At 67.2% G+C, this 13,798-nt stretch carries 12 protein-coding genes, 1 tRNA gene and 1 pseudogene; 2 read left to right on the top strand and 12 right to left on the bottom strand.

Annotated elements, in window-relative coordinates; all coding sequences use genetic code 11:
* Positions 1 to 10: 10 nt before the first annotated feature.
* Positions 11 to 637 (bottom strand): hypothetical protein, encoded by a 627-nt coding sequence (locus tag D620_RS0101375; RefSeq protein WP_017663988.1) that lies wholly within the window; start codon positions 635 to 637, stop codon positions 11 to 13.
* Positions 638 to 841: 204 nt separating this feature from the next.
* On the opposite strand from D620_RS0101375, the gene eno reads away from it, so the two are divergent.
* Positions 842 to 2,128, top strand: coding sequence for a phosphopyruvate hydratase (eno, locus tag D620_RS0101370; RefSeq protein ID WP_017663987.1), 1,287 nt, complete (start codon positions 842 to 844; stop codon positions 2,126 to 2,128).
* On the opposite strand, the gene D620_RS15605 is transcribed toward eno, so the two are convergent.
* The 5 genes and pseudogenes from D620_RS15605 to D620_RS16710 form a co-directional block, all read right to left on the bottom strand.
* Entirely contained in the window at positions 2,125 to 2,685 is a 561-nt protein-coding gene (locus D620_RS15605; protein WP_017663986.1) for a winged helix DNA-binding protein, read from the bottom strand. The genes eno and D620_RS15605 overlap by 4 nt on opposite strands.
* A 144-nt stretch (positions 2,686 to 2,829) precedes the next feature.
* Positions 2,830 to 2,994 carry a hypothetical protein gene (locus tag D620_RS16165; RefSeq protein WP_017663985.1) on the bottom strand — a complete coding sequence of 55 codons (165 nt, stop codon included), beginning with the start codon at positions 2,992 to 2,994 and terminating at the stop codon, positions 2,830 to 2,832.
* Between the two features lie 164 nt (positions 2,995 to 3,158).
* On the bottom strand, positions 3,159 to 3,578 hold the full coding sequence (ribH, locus tag D620_RS0101355; RefSeq protein ID WP_017663984.1) for a 6,7-dimethyl-8-ribityllumazine synthase: 420 nt from the start codon (positions 3,576 to 3,578) through the stop codon (positions 3,159 to 3,161).
* 5 nt (positions 3,579 to 3,583) lie between these two features.
* Positions 3,584 to 4,831: a 3,4-dihydroxy-2-butanone-4-phosphate synthase gene (ribB, locus tag D620_RS16715; RefSeq protein ID WP_026091867.1), complete on the bottom strand. Its 1,248-nt coding sequence runs from the start codon at positions 4,829 to 4,831 to the stop codon at positions 3,584 to 3,586.
* 795 nt (positions 4,832 to 5,626) lie between these two features.
* Positions 5,627 to 5,902: pseudogene (locus D620_RS16710) on the bottom strand (transglycosylase SLT domain-containing protein); the annotation flags it as partial.
* Positions 5,903 to 6,128: 226 nt separating this feature from the next.
* On the opposite strand from D620_RS16710, the gene D620_RS0101345 reads away from it, so the two are divergent.
* Complete coding sequence (locus D620_RS0101345) at positions 6,129 to 7,481, top strand: aromatic ring-hydroxylating oxygenase subunit alpha (RefSeq protein ID WP_017663982.1); 1,353 nt, start codon at positions 6,129 to 6,131, stop codon at positions 7,479 to 7,481.
* A 22-nt stretch (positions 7,482 to 7,503) separates the two neighbouring features.
* Here the strand turns inward: D620_RS0101345 and D620_RS0101340 are convergent.
* From D620_RS0101340 to D620_RS0101315, 6 genes are all read right to left on the bottom strand, one after another.
* Positions 7,504 to 7,579 (bottom strand) — tRNA-Lys (locus D620_RS0101340).
* 119 nt (positions 7,580 to 7,698) lie between these two features.
* Positions 7,699 to 8,835 carry a rod shape-determining protein RodA gene (rodA, locus tag D620_RS0101335; RefSeq protein ID WP_017663981.1) on the bottom strand — a complete coding sequence of 379 codons (1,137 nt, stop codon included), beginning with the start codon at positions 8,833 to 8,835 and terminating at the stop codon, positions 7,699 to 7,701.
* Positions 8,832 to 10,982 carry a penicillin-binding protein 2 gene (gene mrdA / locus D620_RS0101330; RefSeq protein WP_017663980.1) on the bottom strand — a complete coding sequence of 717 codons (2,151 nt, stop codon included), beginning with the start codon at positions 10,980 to 10,982 and terminating at the stop codon, positions 8,832 to 8,834. Before mrdA ends, rodA begins: the two co-directional genes overlap by 4 nt.
* On the bottom strand, positions 10,982 to 11,536 hold the full coding sequence (gene mreD / locus D620_RS0101325) for a rod shape-determining protein MreD (RefSeq protein ID WP_017663979.1): 555 nt from the start codon (positions 11,534 to 11,536) through the stop codon (positions 10,982 to 10,984). Before mreD ends, mrdA begins: the two co-directional genes overlap by 1 nt.
* Positions 11,536 to 12,513, bottom strand: coding sequence for a rod shape-determining protein MreC (gene mreC / locus D620_RS14390; protein WP_017663978.1), 978 nt, complete (start codon positions 12,511 to 12,513; stop codon positions 11,536 to 11,538). Before mreC ends, mreD begins: the two co-directional genes overlap by 1 nt.
* Before the next feature lie 48 nt (positions 12,514 to 12,561).
* Entirely contained in the window at positions 12,562 to 13,605 is a 1,044-nt protein-coding gene (locus D620_RS0101315; RefSeq protein WP_017663977.1) for a rod shape-determining protein, read from the bottom strand.
* Between the last annotated feature and the right edge of the window lie 193 nt (positions 13,606 to 13,798).

Below are 13,798 nucleotides of genomic sequence, written 5' to 3'. Positions count from 1 at the left end.
CCCGCCGCCGTCAGCGGCGCCTGCTGCCCAGCAGCCGCGCCAGGAAGAAGCCGACCACCGCGGCAACGCCGACCGCAACGCCCGGGCTCTTGCGCACCATTTCGCGCGCGTCCTCGCCCAATTCCTCGACGCTCTTGGATTCGAGCCTGGCCGAGGTTTCCTGCAAGGTTCGCGCAGCCTTGCGGGCATAGTCGCCATATTGCTCGCCGAGGCGCTCGTCGATCTGGGGCGCGCTGTCGCCCACCACCTTGCCGAGCGAGGCGATGGCGTCGCTCGCGGCCTGCTTGCCTTCGACCGCAAGCTCGCCGGCCTTGCCCCTGGCTTCGGCGACAAAATCCGTGCCCTTGGCGCTGGCCTGGCCGCTGACGGCCGAGAGGCGCGTCTCGGCCTCGGCGCGCAGGGCTGCGGCGCCGGCCTTGGCTTCTTCGAGCGCGGCATTGAAGCGGCTCTTGGCCTCGATGACCTGCGTCGATGCAGGCGCTGCCTCGGCCGGCGCGGCGTCGGCTGCCCTGGCGGTTGCCGCCGTCTTGCGCGAGGCAGCCTTGGCCGGCCCTTCGGACTTGGTCACGCCGCCCTTGGCGGACTTGGCCGGGGTCTTCTTCGCGGGGGCGGTGTCGGTCGGGTTGGTGTCTGCCATAGAAGGTCTCCATTGCGTTTCCGGGCGATCGGGTGCTCTCGTGCAGCCGCTTGCGCAAGGCCTTCCTCACGCATAGGGACAGCGCGCGAGCGGCTCGTCACAAGGTCGCATCAAGCCAGAATCATGCCCGATCCATCCTCTTGCCCAATATCATAGGGGCCGAATGTCTTAACACCCTAAACCACATTACAGCCGGAGCCAAACATGACCGCGATCATCGACATCCACGGGCGCGAAATCCTCGACAGCCGCGGCAATCCGACCGTCGAGGTCGACGTGCTGCTGGAGGATGGCAGCTTCGGCCGGGCCGCCGTTCCCTCGGGCGCGTCGACCGGTGCCCACGAAGCGGTGGAACTGCGTGACGGCGATGCCGGGCGCTATCTCGGCAAGGGGGTGCTTAAGGCCGTCGAGGCGGTCAATTCGGAGATCCGCGACCTCCTGATCGCCAATTTCGATACCGAGGACCAGCGCGATATCGACCTCTCGCTGATCGCGTTGGATGATACGCCCAACAAGTCGCGCCTCGGGGCGAACGCGATCCTTGGCACCTCGCTCGCCGTCGCCAAGGCCGCGGCCAACGCGCGCGGGCTGCCGCTCTATTCCTACCTCGGAGGCGTGTCGGCGCATATGCTGCCCGTGCCGATGATGAACATCATCAACGGCGGCGAACATGCCGACAACCCGATCGACATCCAGGAATTCATGATCATGCCGGTCGGCGCGGACAGCATTGCCGAGGCGGTGCGCTGGGGCGCCGAGGTGTTCCACACCCTCAAAAAGGGCCTCCACCAGAAGGGCCTTGCCACCAGCGTGGGCGATGAAGGCGGCTTTGCCCCCGACCTTGCGAGCACGCGCGCGGCGCTCGATTTCATCATGGAATCGGTCAGCAAGGCGGGCTTCAAGCCCGGCGAGGATATCGTGCTGGCGCTGGACTGCGCCGCGACCGAGTTCTTCCGCGAAGGCCGCTACGAGATCAGCGGCGAAGGCCTCAGCCTCGCGCCCGCCGAGATGGCCGATTACCTCGGCAAGCTGTGCGCCGATTACCCCATCCGTTCGATCGAGGACGGCATGAGCGAGGACGATTTCGAGGGCTGGGCGGCGCTCACGCAGCTGCTGGGCGACAAGGTGCAGCTGGTGGGCGATGACCTCTTCGTTACCAACCCGGCACGCCTGTCGGACGGGATCGCCCGCGGCCTTGCCAATTCGCTGCTGGTCAAGGTCAACCAGATCGGCACGCTGACCGAAACGCTCGCGGCGGTCGATATGGCGCACCGCGCGCGCTACACCTGCGTGATGAGCCACCGTTCGGGCGAGACCGAGGATTCGACCATCGCCGATCTGGCGGTTGCCACCAATTGCGGGCAGATCAAGACCGGCTCGCTCGCCCGCAGCGACCGGCTTGCCAAGTACAACCAGCTGATCCGCATCGAGGAGGAACTGGGCGACAGCGCCGGCTTTGCAGGCCGCGCCTGCTTCGGCGCGCGCGCCTAACAGGCAGCCTCGAAGAACCGGTCCATCGCCGCCTGCCCCGAAGGCGTCAGCCTGACGAGCACGCGGCGGTGATTCTCGGCATCGGCTTCGCGCACCACGAGGCCTTCCTCCGCGAGAACGCCCAGCCAGCGCAAGCCCGTGGTGGCCGGCGCGGCCGAGCCGATACACGCGCTCGACACCGATACCGGCTTGCCTTCGCCTGCGGCAATGTAGAGGTCGAGCAGGATGTCCCAGGCGGGCTCGCCGAAGAGGTCGGGATTGCCGAACAGCACCGCGCGCTTGCGCCGCAGGGCATAGGCTTTGCGGGCAAGCGCGAGGTGACTGCGTGCCGGGCGGGCAGGGCGGCCAATGGCCACCACCTCGCCCGTGGCAGGATCGGCGAAGTGCGCATCCGCAGCGCCCCCTTCGGCCGCTTCGCGCAGCCTTGCAGCGATGGCGATCAACTCGTCGGCGAGGGGGTGGAACAGCAGCGCGGCATCGCTCAAGGCGTGCCCTGCACCCGGGCTGACATGCGCGCCCGCGATCATCTGGCCGGTATCGTGCCTCATCTCGCCCATCCATCCGCCTTCCGGGGCCCGGGACTCGCGTCCGCAGGGGAATGCCTACGGAACCCGATGTAAGATCATCCGATCTGGTTGGCTTTACGGACGAATACGCAGTGCGGTATTTTCCCTAGGGAAAACAAGAGCTGCGGCGCTTTATCAGCGCTGCGCCTGGCCGCGGCGCAGGTGATCGATGGCCGCATCGAGATAGGCGCCGGCGATATGCGCGCCCATCTCGTCAAGCACGGCAAGCTCGCGTTCGAGTGCGGCGATGACGGCAGGCAGGCGGGCATCGCCCGGCACGGTCGAAGTGAGGTTTTCCACAGTCAGATCCCAAGCAAGCGCAACCCGTGTCCGCGGTGCCCGCACGCTTCGTGCGCGGCCGCCGGGACGGGTGTGATATCGCGTTAATGCCCTATGGAAATCTACAGAGGGAAACTACGTAGCGCGGCCCTCGCCCCGGAGCGGGACGCGGGGCTGCGCAAATCTCAACCGAAGCGGTCCTGCAAGGCGAGCAGCGCGAGCGCCGCCTTGGCCGCCTCGCCGCCCTTGTCCTTCTGCGCGGGGTCGGCGCGCACGAGCGCCTGGGCCTCGTTCTCGACCGTCAGGATGCCATTGCCGATCGCGATCCCGTCCATCGTCAGCGCCATGAGCGCGCGCGCGCTTTCGCCGGCGACGATCTCGAAATGGTAGGTCTCGCCGCGGATCACCACGCCGATGGCGACAAAGGCGTCATAGCGGTCGGCCTCGGCAGCAAGCGCGATGGCGCCCGGAATCTCGAGCGCGCCGGGAACGGTCAGCACCTCGACCTTGTGCCCCTTGGCTTCGAGCGCGGCGCGGGCGCCTGCGATCAGCATGTCGTTGAGGTGAGCATAGAAGCGCGCTTCGACGATGAGGATATCGGCCATGGGGGTTACTCCGGAATGGGATGGAAGTCGGTGATGGTCAGGCCATAGCCTTCGAGCGCGACCAGATCGGGGCGGCTGTTCGACAGCAGCACCATTTCCGACACGCCGAGATCGACGAGGATCTGCGAGCCGATGCCGATGTTGCGCAGCTCTTCGCTGGCATCCCATGCGCCGGTGCCGACCCGCCCGGTCAGGATCACGATCACGCCCGAGCCATGTTCACCCACGGCCTGCATCGCGCGCTGGAGCGTGCGCTTGCGGGGGCCGGGTGCCCCCAGCACGTCATCGAACACCGAGATCGGGTGGACGCGGGCGAGGGTGGCCTCGCCCGGGATGACGTGGCCTTTCTGGAGCACATAGGCCTCCGCGCCCGCCACCCGGTCACGATAGGTGATCATCCGCCACTGGCCGCCGTAGTCCGAGGTGAAGGCGCGCTCGGACAGGCGCTCGACCAGATGGTCGTTGCGCATCCGATAGGCGATGAGGTCGCGGATCGTGCCGATCTTCATGTCGTGGCGCCGCGCGAAGGTGATGAGATCATCGAGCCGGGCCATGGTCCCGTCCTCGTTCATGATCTCGCAGATAACGCCGCTCGGGTTGAGGCCGGCGAGGCGCGAGATATCGACCGCCGCCTCGGTATGCCCCGCGCGCACCAGCGTACCGCCATCGCGCGCCACCAGCGGGAAGACGTGCCCGGGGGTGACCAGATCGTCGGCGCCCTTGGCTGCGTCGATCGCGACCGAGATGGTGCGCGCGCGGTCGGCGGCCGAAATGCCGGTGGTCACGCCTTCCTTCGCCTCGATCGAGATGGTGAAGGCGGTCTGCATCGATTCCTTGTTGTTGCGGCTCATCGGGGTGAGGCCCAGGTGGTCGACGCGTTCCTTGGTGAGCGCGAGGCAGATCAGCCCGCGGCCATGGGTGGCCATGAAGTTGATCGCCTGAGGGGTGGCCATCTGCGCGGGAATGATGAGATCGCCCTCGTTCTCGCGGTCCTCGTCATCGACGAGAATATACATGCGGCCATTGCGCGCTTCGTCGATGATTTCATCAATTGTCGCAAGAATGGGCCGGGAATCGTTGAAATCAAGAAACATTTCTATCTTTTGCAGGGTCTCGGCCGTGGGATTCCAGTCAGGCTCCGCCGCATCGCGCAGGGTGTTGGCATGGAGACCGGCAGCACGGGCAAGCCCGGCGCGAGTCATCTTCCCGCTGTCCACAAGCTCGCGGACACGTGTGATGATCGATGTGCTCATGGGTTGCATATAGCACATTACGATGTGATCGCAAGGTGTGGCGGGCGAATATCGGATTGGCGATGCCACCCCGCCCGCAGTCCCGTCAGGGTGACCGCCGACTTCTGAGACCCTGTGCGAGATATAGCGCTCATAGCTCTGATTCAGTGTGATATTCTCTGTCACACGTGCGAACTGTGGAGTGCTGGGGCAGGGCGCGGCTTGCGCAGCGCGAGCGGCGCCATTCGCCACTTCAGCGACACCCTTGCCCGGGCCTGCAATCGACCGCGCGACGATTGCCGATTGTTTCTCGAGATTTCTTGAAGAAGATGATCCATCCGCATCAAAAAACGCGGAAAGATTACCTTCCACCGTGTCATTGGCAGCGCCCAGATCGTGCAGATCTGCCGTTGCTGCAAATCCGCCCCTGACCTTTGCGTCAACCGTGCTCAGCACCTCGGCCAGCGAGCGCGGCGCGCCGCCGGCTGCGAAGAAAATCGCGCGGTTGGCCTTCGCCTCGCGCGGGAAGAGTGCGGCGGCACTGGTTCCGGGCGAACGCTGCCAGACGGTCAGGAACCGCGCCGCGCCGCTCGAGCCGAGGAAGTGGGCGAGGTAGAGCTCGGTAGGGCCCGGCGCGCGGCCGAGCACCGGTTTCAGCACCGCGGCATTGTCGAGCGCATCGGCCGCCGCCAGCACCGCGGCCGCCGAAGGGTCGCTGCGCAGCGCAAGCAGGGCGGCGCGCGAGGCCGGGGCGGGCGCGGCGGAGGCGCCGTCCCGCAGGCCATAGCGCGCGCCATTGCGCTGGTAGCTCGCGATCCAGGTGCTCTCGATGAACTGGTAAAGGCCCCGCGCGCTGGACGAGCGGGCCTTGGCATCCGGGTTCAGCCCGGATTCGAGATGCGCCTGGGCGAGCAGATAGCCGAAATCGACCCCGGTGCGCTGCGATGCCTTGCGGATCGCGGCCACCACCTCGCGCCTGGCGGGCGTGCGCGGTGCCTCGCGCGCGGCAGGCTCGACGGGCGCGGCTGACCAGCCCGCAAGCGCCGAACGCAAGGTCCCCTGCTGCGCACGCACGGGCGCTGCGCCGAGCATCACGAGCGCGAGCAAGCCAAGGCAATAAAGGGCGATAGAGCGGAGCACCCGCGCGGATTACAGCAAGGGGGTTAAATCCCCCCTCACGCGGGGTGGTTTACGCAGGGTTTCACCGAGGGAAAATGCCGTCCCGCAGCCTCGCCCTCTCCCCATGGCATGTGAGTTTAACCAGTTCCGCGCCCGGGCGCCCGATCCTACCCATGAGCGGCGGCAGGAGGAGGCACGGATGGCAACCACTTTCGCGCAGGCCCACACACCGGATCGCTCACCCATCGCGATCCGCAACTTCACCAAGGAACGCTACGTCTCGCCCGGTTGGATGGAGCGTGAAGCCGAGCAGCTGTGGGCGACCAGCTGGCTGGTGGCCGGGGTTGCCGCCGATGTGCGCGAGCCCGGCCAATTCATCACCTTCGATATCGGCAAGCTGAGCGTGATCGTCGCCCGCGGCGCCGATGGCGCCCTGCGGGCCATGCATAATGCCTGCACCCATCGCGGCACGCGCCTGGTCACAGCGGCGGCAGGCGTGCTGCGCAAGTTCGTCTGCCCCTACCACGCCTGGGTCTACGGGCTCGACGGCGCGCTGGAGAGTGTGCCGGGGGCGGGGCGCTTCTCCAACGGCGTGCCGCGCGAAGAGCTGTCGCTCCGCCCGGTCGAGGTGGGCGAGGCGCTGGGCCTCGTGTTCATTCGCCTGACGCCGGGGCCGCTCACTCTCGCCGAATTCCTCGCCCCACTGGCCGCAGCGATCGGCACCTACCGGCTCGATCTGATGGACGTGACGGGCGACCAGAGCGTCTCGCACCTGTGCAACTGGAAGGCGATCATCGACAACTTCGCCGAGCTCTACCACGTGCCCTTCCTTCACCCGATCCACCGCCGGATGTTCGAGTGCACCACCGCGCCGATCGGGCTCTATGATCACGGGCACACGGCGGTGTTCGTCGAGGGCGGTGTGACGGATTCGGGCTTCCCCGTGCCCGATGTGCCCAGCGACATGCAGGCCATGCAGCTCGAGGCTTTCGGCCTCGATCCCGCCGCGTTTCGGGGGCGGGTGGGCGAGATCAGGCCGGCGCTGCAACGCGCCAAGCGCGCGCTCGCGGCCGAGCAGGGGCTGGCCTATGCGGATTTCACCGACGCGCAGCTCACCGATGTCTGGCAGTTCAACCTGTTTCCCAACGTCATCCTCTCGGTCACGCCCGAAAGCGCCTGGCTGATGCGCTCGCGCCCGGATGCAGCGGATCCGGGCCGCTCGATGCTCGACATGATCACGCTGGTGCGCTTCCACGGAACGCCCGGCAGCGAAGCGGGGGACGAAGAGGGCGAGCGGATCGGCACCCACTTCCGTTTGAACGGCCCGCGCCCGGCCGATTACCGGCGCCCGGAACGCGACAGCTTCACCCATGAGGACATCCTCGCAGGGGCCAAGACCATGACGGTGACGATCGACGAGGACATCTCGCTGCTCGGGCGGGTGCAGCAGGGGATGGCCTCGGCGGGGTTCGATAGGGTGTGGCTGAGCGACGAGGAATGCCGCGTCCAGCACTTCCACGACGCGCTCGACCGCTGCCTCGGGGCAGAGTAACAATCGCGACAATTCAAGGGGGTGGTGGACGCACTAGGGCTCGAACCTAGGACCCGCTGATTAAGAGTCAGCTGCTCTACCAACTGAGCTATGCGTCCGTTCCGATCATGCCGGAAACCCCGCGAACGGGGGCCGAAGCCGCGTCCCGATTCGCGTGAGGCGCTGCATTTAGCCGGTCTCTCCCTGATGGCAAGACCCTTTTCGCACGCGCGGCAAATCAGACCGTGAGGCCGCGGCGCGGGGCTTCGCGGTTCCAGCGGTTGACCATCATCAGCAGGCCGATGCAGATCATGTTGGTCATCATCGAGGATCCCCCGTGGCTCATCCACGGCAGCGGGATGCCCTTGGCCGGCGCCATGCCCATCACCATCAGCAGGTTGATCGCGATGTAGAAGAAGATCGTCGCGGTGGCGCCCGCGGCCAGCAGCGAGCAGAACCGGTCGTGGCTCTGGTTGGCGACCTTCCAGCCCCACTTGAGGATCAGCGCATACATGGCGAGCACGAACAGACCGCCCATCAGCCCCCATTCCTCGGCCATGGTGGCAAACACGAAATCGGTGTGCGGTTCGGGCAGGTAATCGAGGTGGCTCTGGGTGCCGTTGTTGAAGCCTTTTCCGAAGATACCGCCAGAACCTATTGCAATCTTTGATTGCGCGATGTGATAGCCTGCGCCCAGCGGATCGCTTTCGGGATCGAGGAAGGTGGTGACCCGCGCGCGCTGGTAATCGTGGAGCGCGAAAAAATAGACGAGCGGCAGCGCGGCGATCCCGGCCCCCATCGCCGACAGGAACCACCACATGGGAAGGCCAGCGAGGAACATCACCACCACGCCCCCGAAGGCAATCGCGACCGAGGTGCCAAGGTCGGGCTGGAGCAGCACCAGCCCGATCGGCAGCACGATCAGCATGCCCGCCGGCAGCACCGAACGCCACGATCCGATCATGCCCGCAGGCAGCGTCTCGTAGAAGCGCGCCATCGCCAGCACCACCGCGGGCTTCATCAGCTCGGAAGGCTGGATGCGGATCGGACCGAATTCGAGCCAGCGCTGACTCCCCCCGCCGACCTGGCCGACGATCTCGACCGCCAGCAGCAGCAGCAGCACGATCAGATAGGCGGGGTAGGTGAGCACCCGCACCGCATCGCGCGGGAGCGAGGCGATGATCGCGGTCATCACCGCGAACACCCCGAAGCGGATGAAGTGCGACAGCGCAAAGGGCTCCATCGCGCCGCCGCCTGCTGAATAGAGCACCAGACCGCCGAACGAGGTCAGCAGCACCAGCGGGATCAGCATCTCCCAGGGCTGGCGGGCGATCGGTTCGGGGATGATCCCGGAGCGCTGGACGATGGTGCTCATGTGGCGGTCTCTGCGGGTGGCGCGGGGGTTGCGGTGGGCGCGGGCGCAGGCGAGTCAGCGGGCGCCTGCGCAGGCGGGGCGGCGCCGCCCGGCGGGGTGCCCGAGGGGTTGGCCTCGGGCCGCGGGGCGATCACCTCGCCCGCGATCGCATCGGTCTGGGTGGCGGCGCGGCGGGCTTCGGCCTCGACCCGGTCGAAGATTTCCTCGTCGCGGCGCGGCGGGCGGCTGACGCCGGCCCCGCGCTCGGCCGCATAGGCGGCATAACGCGCCTCGAGCCGTTGCTGCGCCGTGCCGCCCCACCCGGCCTCGAGCGCGGCGAGCGCCTCCAGCCCCTTGGCGGGGTCGAACAGATAGGTCATCACATCGCGCGCGATCGGATAGGCCGCGCCCGACCCGCCGCCATGCTCGATCACCACCGCACCGGCGTAGCGCGGCTTGTCATAGGGGGCGAAGAAGATGAACAACCCGTGGTCGCGATATTTCCACGGACCCGACTTGCCGTTCGAGATCGACAGCGAGACGACCTGCGCGGTCCCCGTCTTGCCGGCGATCAGCACATCGGGGATGGGCAGGCGCGCGCGGCCGGCGGTGCCCGGACCGTTGACGACGTCGCTCATCGCCTGCCTCACATACTGGACCTGCTCCAGCGGGAAATCGATGTCGTTGAAGCCCTTGGGCGTGGTGTCGAGCGTCAGACGGGGCATCACGTGGTGCCCGGTTGCGATCCGCGACGCCATCACCGCAAGCTGGATCGGGTTTGCGAGCATATAGCCCTGGCCGATCGTGGCGTTGACCGTATCGAAGGTCTGCCACTCGCGGCCCCATTTCTTCATCTTCCACGCCGGATCGGGCACGGTGCCGAAGAACTGGCTGACCACGGGCAGGGGGAATTCCTGCCCCATCCCGCAGCGGCGCGCCATGTCGGCGATCGGCTGCATCCCGATGCGCTGGGCCATCGCGTAGAAATAGACGTCGCAGCTCTGGTAGATCGCCTTGGCCATGTTGACCGAGCCGTGACCGCGGCGGTTCCAGCAGCCGAACACACGGTTGCCGACGCGCAGCCCCCCGCCGCAGCTGACGGTCTCTTCGGGGTCGATCCCGGCCTGCATCAGCGCCATCGAGACCATCGGCTTGACCGTCGAGCCGGGAGGATAGAGCCCTTTCAGGACCTTGTTGCGCAGCGGCACGCGTTCATCGTCGCGCAGCATCGCATATTCGACCCCGCCGATCCCGTCGGAAAAGGAGTTGGGATCGAAGCTCGGCATCGATGCCATGCAGAGCAGGTCGCCGGTGCGGCAGTCCATCACCACCACCGAGCCGCTTTCGAGGCCGATGCGGCGCGCCGCATAATCCTGCAAGGGGCCGTCGATGGTGAGCTTGACCGGCTGCCCCTGCACATCCTCGCGGGTTTCGAGATCGCGCACGATCCGGCCGCCTGCGGTGACCTCGACCCGGCGCGCACCGGGGACGCCGCGCAGGTTCATTTCGAACTGCTTTTCAAGCCCGTCCTTGCCGATCTTGTAACCGGGTGTGATGAGCAGGGGGTTGGGATCTTTCTCGTATTCCTCGGCCGATGCAGGGCCGACATAGCCGATCAGATGGCCGACGCTCGATGCGGTCGGGTAGAACCGCGAGAAGCCGCGCTGCGGGACGACGCCGGGGAATTCGGGCAGGCGCACGCTGATCGCCGCGAAGTCCTCGTAGCGAAGCCCGCTCGCCACCTCGACAGGCTGGAAGCCGCGCGCGGCCGAGACCTTGTCCTTGATGTCGGCAATCCGCGCCGGCTCGAGGCTGAGCAATGCTCCGAGCCGGTCGATCGTCCCCTCGGCATCGACCAGGCGTTCGGGGATGAGATCGACGCGGAAATCGGCACGGTTGGAAGCGAGCGGCGCGCCGTCACGGTCGAGAATCCAGCCCCGGCGCGGCGGAATGAGCGTGAGGTTTACGCGGTTACTTTCGGATTCCGTGCGGTATTTCTCGTTCTCCGCGACCGAGAGATAGCCCAGCCGCAGGGCCAGCAGCACGCCCACGCCGCCCTGTACCGCGCCGATCAGCACCGCGCGCCGTTCAAACGAGGAACGCAGGAGCGAGGCGCTGATCATCCGCGCAGGCTTGTGGGGACCGCGCTGGAGGAAGGGGATCTTCATCAGTCGATCGTCCGCGCGCGTGACAGGCGGAAGCGGTCGAGCCCGGCGGCGGCGCGGGCGATGACCGGATAGAGCAGCACGCCCAGCAGCGCCTGCGGGGCGGCGACGAGCAGCATCTCGGGCGTCAGGCTCGCGCCCGAGACGACAAGGCTTGCCAGCCAGTAGACCACCGCGATCACCCCTGCGGTGAACCAGTCCTGCCAGAACCCGCGCCAGGGAAAGCGCGCCTCGATCGCCTCGATTGCGATCATGGCGAGCGACCACAGCAAGATCGCGCTGCCGAAAGGCTGGCCGCTGAACAGGTCGTCGAAGGCCCCGAGCGGTGCGCCGGCCCACAGGGGCAGCAGGCCGGGCCGCACCATCCGCCACGCGAGCAGCATCAGAAAGCCGAAGGAGGGGGCAAGCGGCATGGTGTCGGCGATCAGCAGCACCGGCAGGGCCGAAGCGAGCATGATCGAGGCATAGGGCACGCTGCGCACCCGCCACGGGGCCGGCGCGCGGTTGATGCGCGGGCCATAGATGTCCGAACGGGCACGAGGGTCGAGCCGCTCCATCACTCCTCCGCGCCCGCGCCGCCGTCGGGTGCCGCTGGCGTTGGCGCCGCAGAAGGCCGGGGCGCAGGCGCAGCAGCAGACGGGGCCGCAGCCGGGGCGTCAGCGCCTGGCGGGGCATCGAGCTCGGCAATCGCGGCGGCCTCGTGGATCGGCAGCACCGATACGAAATTGGTCGCCGCCGGTTCCGCCACAAGCCGGGCGATGCCGCCGTCGGGCGTGATCTTGGCGATGATCGCAACCGCGACCCCGGGGCGGTAGTAGCCGCCCGCGCCGCTCGTCACCATCATGTCGCCGACCTTCAATGGATTGACCCCGAGGTTGACGAGGCGGATGCGCAAGAGGCCATCGCCGCGCCCTTCGGCAAAGGCGATGACGTTGTCCTTGGCGCGGCGCACCGGCAACACGCTTTCACTGTCGGTGAGCAGCAGCACGCGCGAGGAGAAGCGCCCGGTTTCGAGCACCCGGCCGATCACGCCGCGTTCGGACAGCACCGGCATGCCGGGCGCAACCCCGCTCGCCGAGCCCGCGCCGAGATAGGCGTGGCGCCGCCCGCTGGTGGCGGTCGATCCGACCAGCCGCGCGGTGGCGACCGGCTTGCTCTCCCCGTCACGCAGGCCGAGCAGGCCCTTGAGGCGGGCGTTCTCGGCCTTGACCGCTTCGGCCTCGGCAAGGCGGATGCGCGCGATTGCGTTCTCGCGGCGCAATTCGGCGTTCTGGGTGCCGGCGTTGAAATAGCCGATCAGCCCGGCGAACAGCCCTTGCGAGCCCGCGCGCGCCGCTGCCGTGCCGCTTCCAACCGGGGTGACGACATCGCCGGCCAGTCCGCGCAAGGGGGCAAAGGCGGACGGCTGCCACAGCGACAGGGCGAGCAGCGCTGCACCCACCACGGCTCCCGCTGCGGCCAGCAGGTAGCCGGTGAACAGCGAGAGTTGCGCTTTCTTCGAGAAGCCGGCGCGGCGCGAAGAGGGGGGCGCCATGGCTTTAGATTCCCTTCTGCTGCCGGAGCCGGCTTACCGATGCGCGAATCACGCGGTCATCAGCACGCCGCGATAGACCGGATCCTCCATCGCCCGGCCGGTGCCGATGGCGACGCAGGTCAGCGGATCCTCGGCGACCGAGACGGGCAGGCCCGTTTCCTCGCGCAGGTGCTCGTCGAGACGGCGGATCAGCGCGCCGCCGCCGGTAAGGACGATGCCCTGATCGACGATATCGGCGGCGAGTTCGGGTGCGGTGTTTTCAAGCGCGATGCGCACGCCTTCGACGATCGCGCCGATCGGTTCGCTCAAGGCCTCGGCGACATGCGCCTGGTTGATGGTGATTTCCTTGGGCACGCCGTTGACAAGGTCACGGCCCTTCAGGGTGAGGGTCTCGCCCACGCCGTCTTCGGGGATCATGGCGATGCCGTAATCCTTCTTGATGCGCTCGGCGGTGGCGTCACCGATCAGGAGGTTGTGGTGGCGGCGGACGTAGCTGACGATCGCCTCGTCCATCTTGTCGCCCCCGGTGCGCACCGAGGTGGTGTAGGCAAGGCCGCGCAAGCTGAGCACCGCGACCTCGGTGGTGCCGCCGCCGATGTCGACCACCATCGAGCCCACCGGTTCGGTCACCGGCATGTCGGCGCCGATGGCAGCGGCCATCGGCTCGAGGATCAGTTGGACGTCCGAAGCCCCCGCATTGGAGGCCGCATCGCGGATCGCGCGGCGTTCAACCGAGGTGGAGCCCGAGGGGACGCAGATCACGATCTCGGGATAGCGGAACATCGACTTCTTACCGTGCACCTTCTGGATGAAGTGCTTGATCATCTGTTCGGCCACTTCGATGTCGGCGATCACGCCGTCGCGCAGCGGGCGGATCGCCTCGATGCTGTCAGGGGTCTTGCCCATCATCATCTTCGCGTCATCGCCGACCGCCTTCACGCGGCGGATGCCGTTGATCGTCTCGATCGCGACCACCGAGGGTTCGTTGAGGACGATGCCCTGATCCTGGACATAGACCAGCGTGTTGGCGGTGCCGAGATCGATCGCCATGTTCTGCGAGCCGAACTTGAAGAGATTGGACAGGAAGCTCATGTTGGGTGTGTTTTCCGGTAATGACGGGCCTCATCCGCTACCGCTGTCGGGGATGCGGCGGCGGGAGGTTGCGGACCCGTTTATGACATGACTGCGCGCGCCTAGCGAATCCGCGGGCAAAAGGCCAAAATATTTGTCCACCGTCGCGGTGATTTTGGCGCGGCTGCCCTCGAAATTGCGGCGGCTCGCCGCT

The sequence above is a fragment of the Porphyrobacter sp. AAP82 genome (assembly GCF_000331285.1).
Lineage (GTDB): Bacteria > Pseudomonadota > Alphaproteobacteria > Sphingomonadales > Sphingomonadaceae > Erythrobacter.
The sequence above is the reverse complement of the archived record's forward strand: the minus strand, read 5'-3'. Positions and strand labels throughout refer to the sequence as shown.

What these genes read in the sequence shown, in the direction of transcription:
- D620_RS0101375 (WP_017663988.1), bottom strand. Translation starts at nt 637, where the DNA reads ATGGCAGACACCAACCCGACCGACACCGCCCCCGCGAAGAAGACCCCG.
- eno (WP_017663987.1), top strand. Translation starts at nt 842, where the DNA reads ATGACCGCGATCATCGACATCCACGGGCGCGAAATCCTCGACAGCCGC.
- D620_RS15605 (WP_017663986.1), bottom strand. Translation starts at nt 2,685, where the DNA reads ATGGGCGAGATGAGGCACGATACCGGCCAGATGATCGCGGGCGCGCAT.
- ribH (WP_017663984.1), bottom strand. Translation starts at nt 3,578, where the DNA reads ATGGCCGATATCCTCATCGTCGAAGCGCGCTTCTATGCTCACCTCAAC.
- ribB (WP_026091867.1), bottom strand. Translation starts at nt 4,831, where the DNA reads ATGAGCACATCGATCATCACACGTGTCCGCGAGCTTGTGGACAGCGGG.
- D620_RS0101345 (WP_017663982.1), top strand. Translation starts at nt 6,129, where the DNA reads ATGGCAACCACTTTCGCGCAGGCCCACACACCGGATCGCTCACCCATC.
- rodA (WP_017663981.1), bottom strand. Translation starts at nt 8,835, where the DNA reads ATGAGCACCATCGTCCAGCGCTCCGGGATCATCCCCGAACCGATCGCC.
- mrdA (WP_017663980.1), bottom strand. Translation starts at nt 10,982, where the DNA reads ATGAAGATCCCCTTCCTCCAGCGCGGTCCCCACAAGCCTGCGCGGATG.
- mreD (WP_017663979.1), bottom strand. Translation starts at nt 11,536, where the DNA reads ATGGAGCGGCTCGACCCTCGTGCCCGTTCGGACATCTATGGCCCGCGC.
- mreC (WP_017663978.1), bottom strand. Translation starts at nt 12,513, where the DNA reads ATGGCGCCCCCCTCTTCGCGCCGCGCCGGCTTCTCGAAGAAAGCGCAA.
- D620_RS0101315 (WP_017663977.1), bottom strand. Translation starts at nt 13,605, where the DNA reads ATGAGCTTCCTGTCCAATCTCTTCAAGTTCGGCTCGCAGAACATGGCG.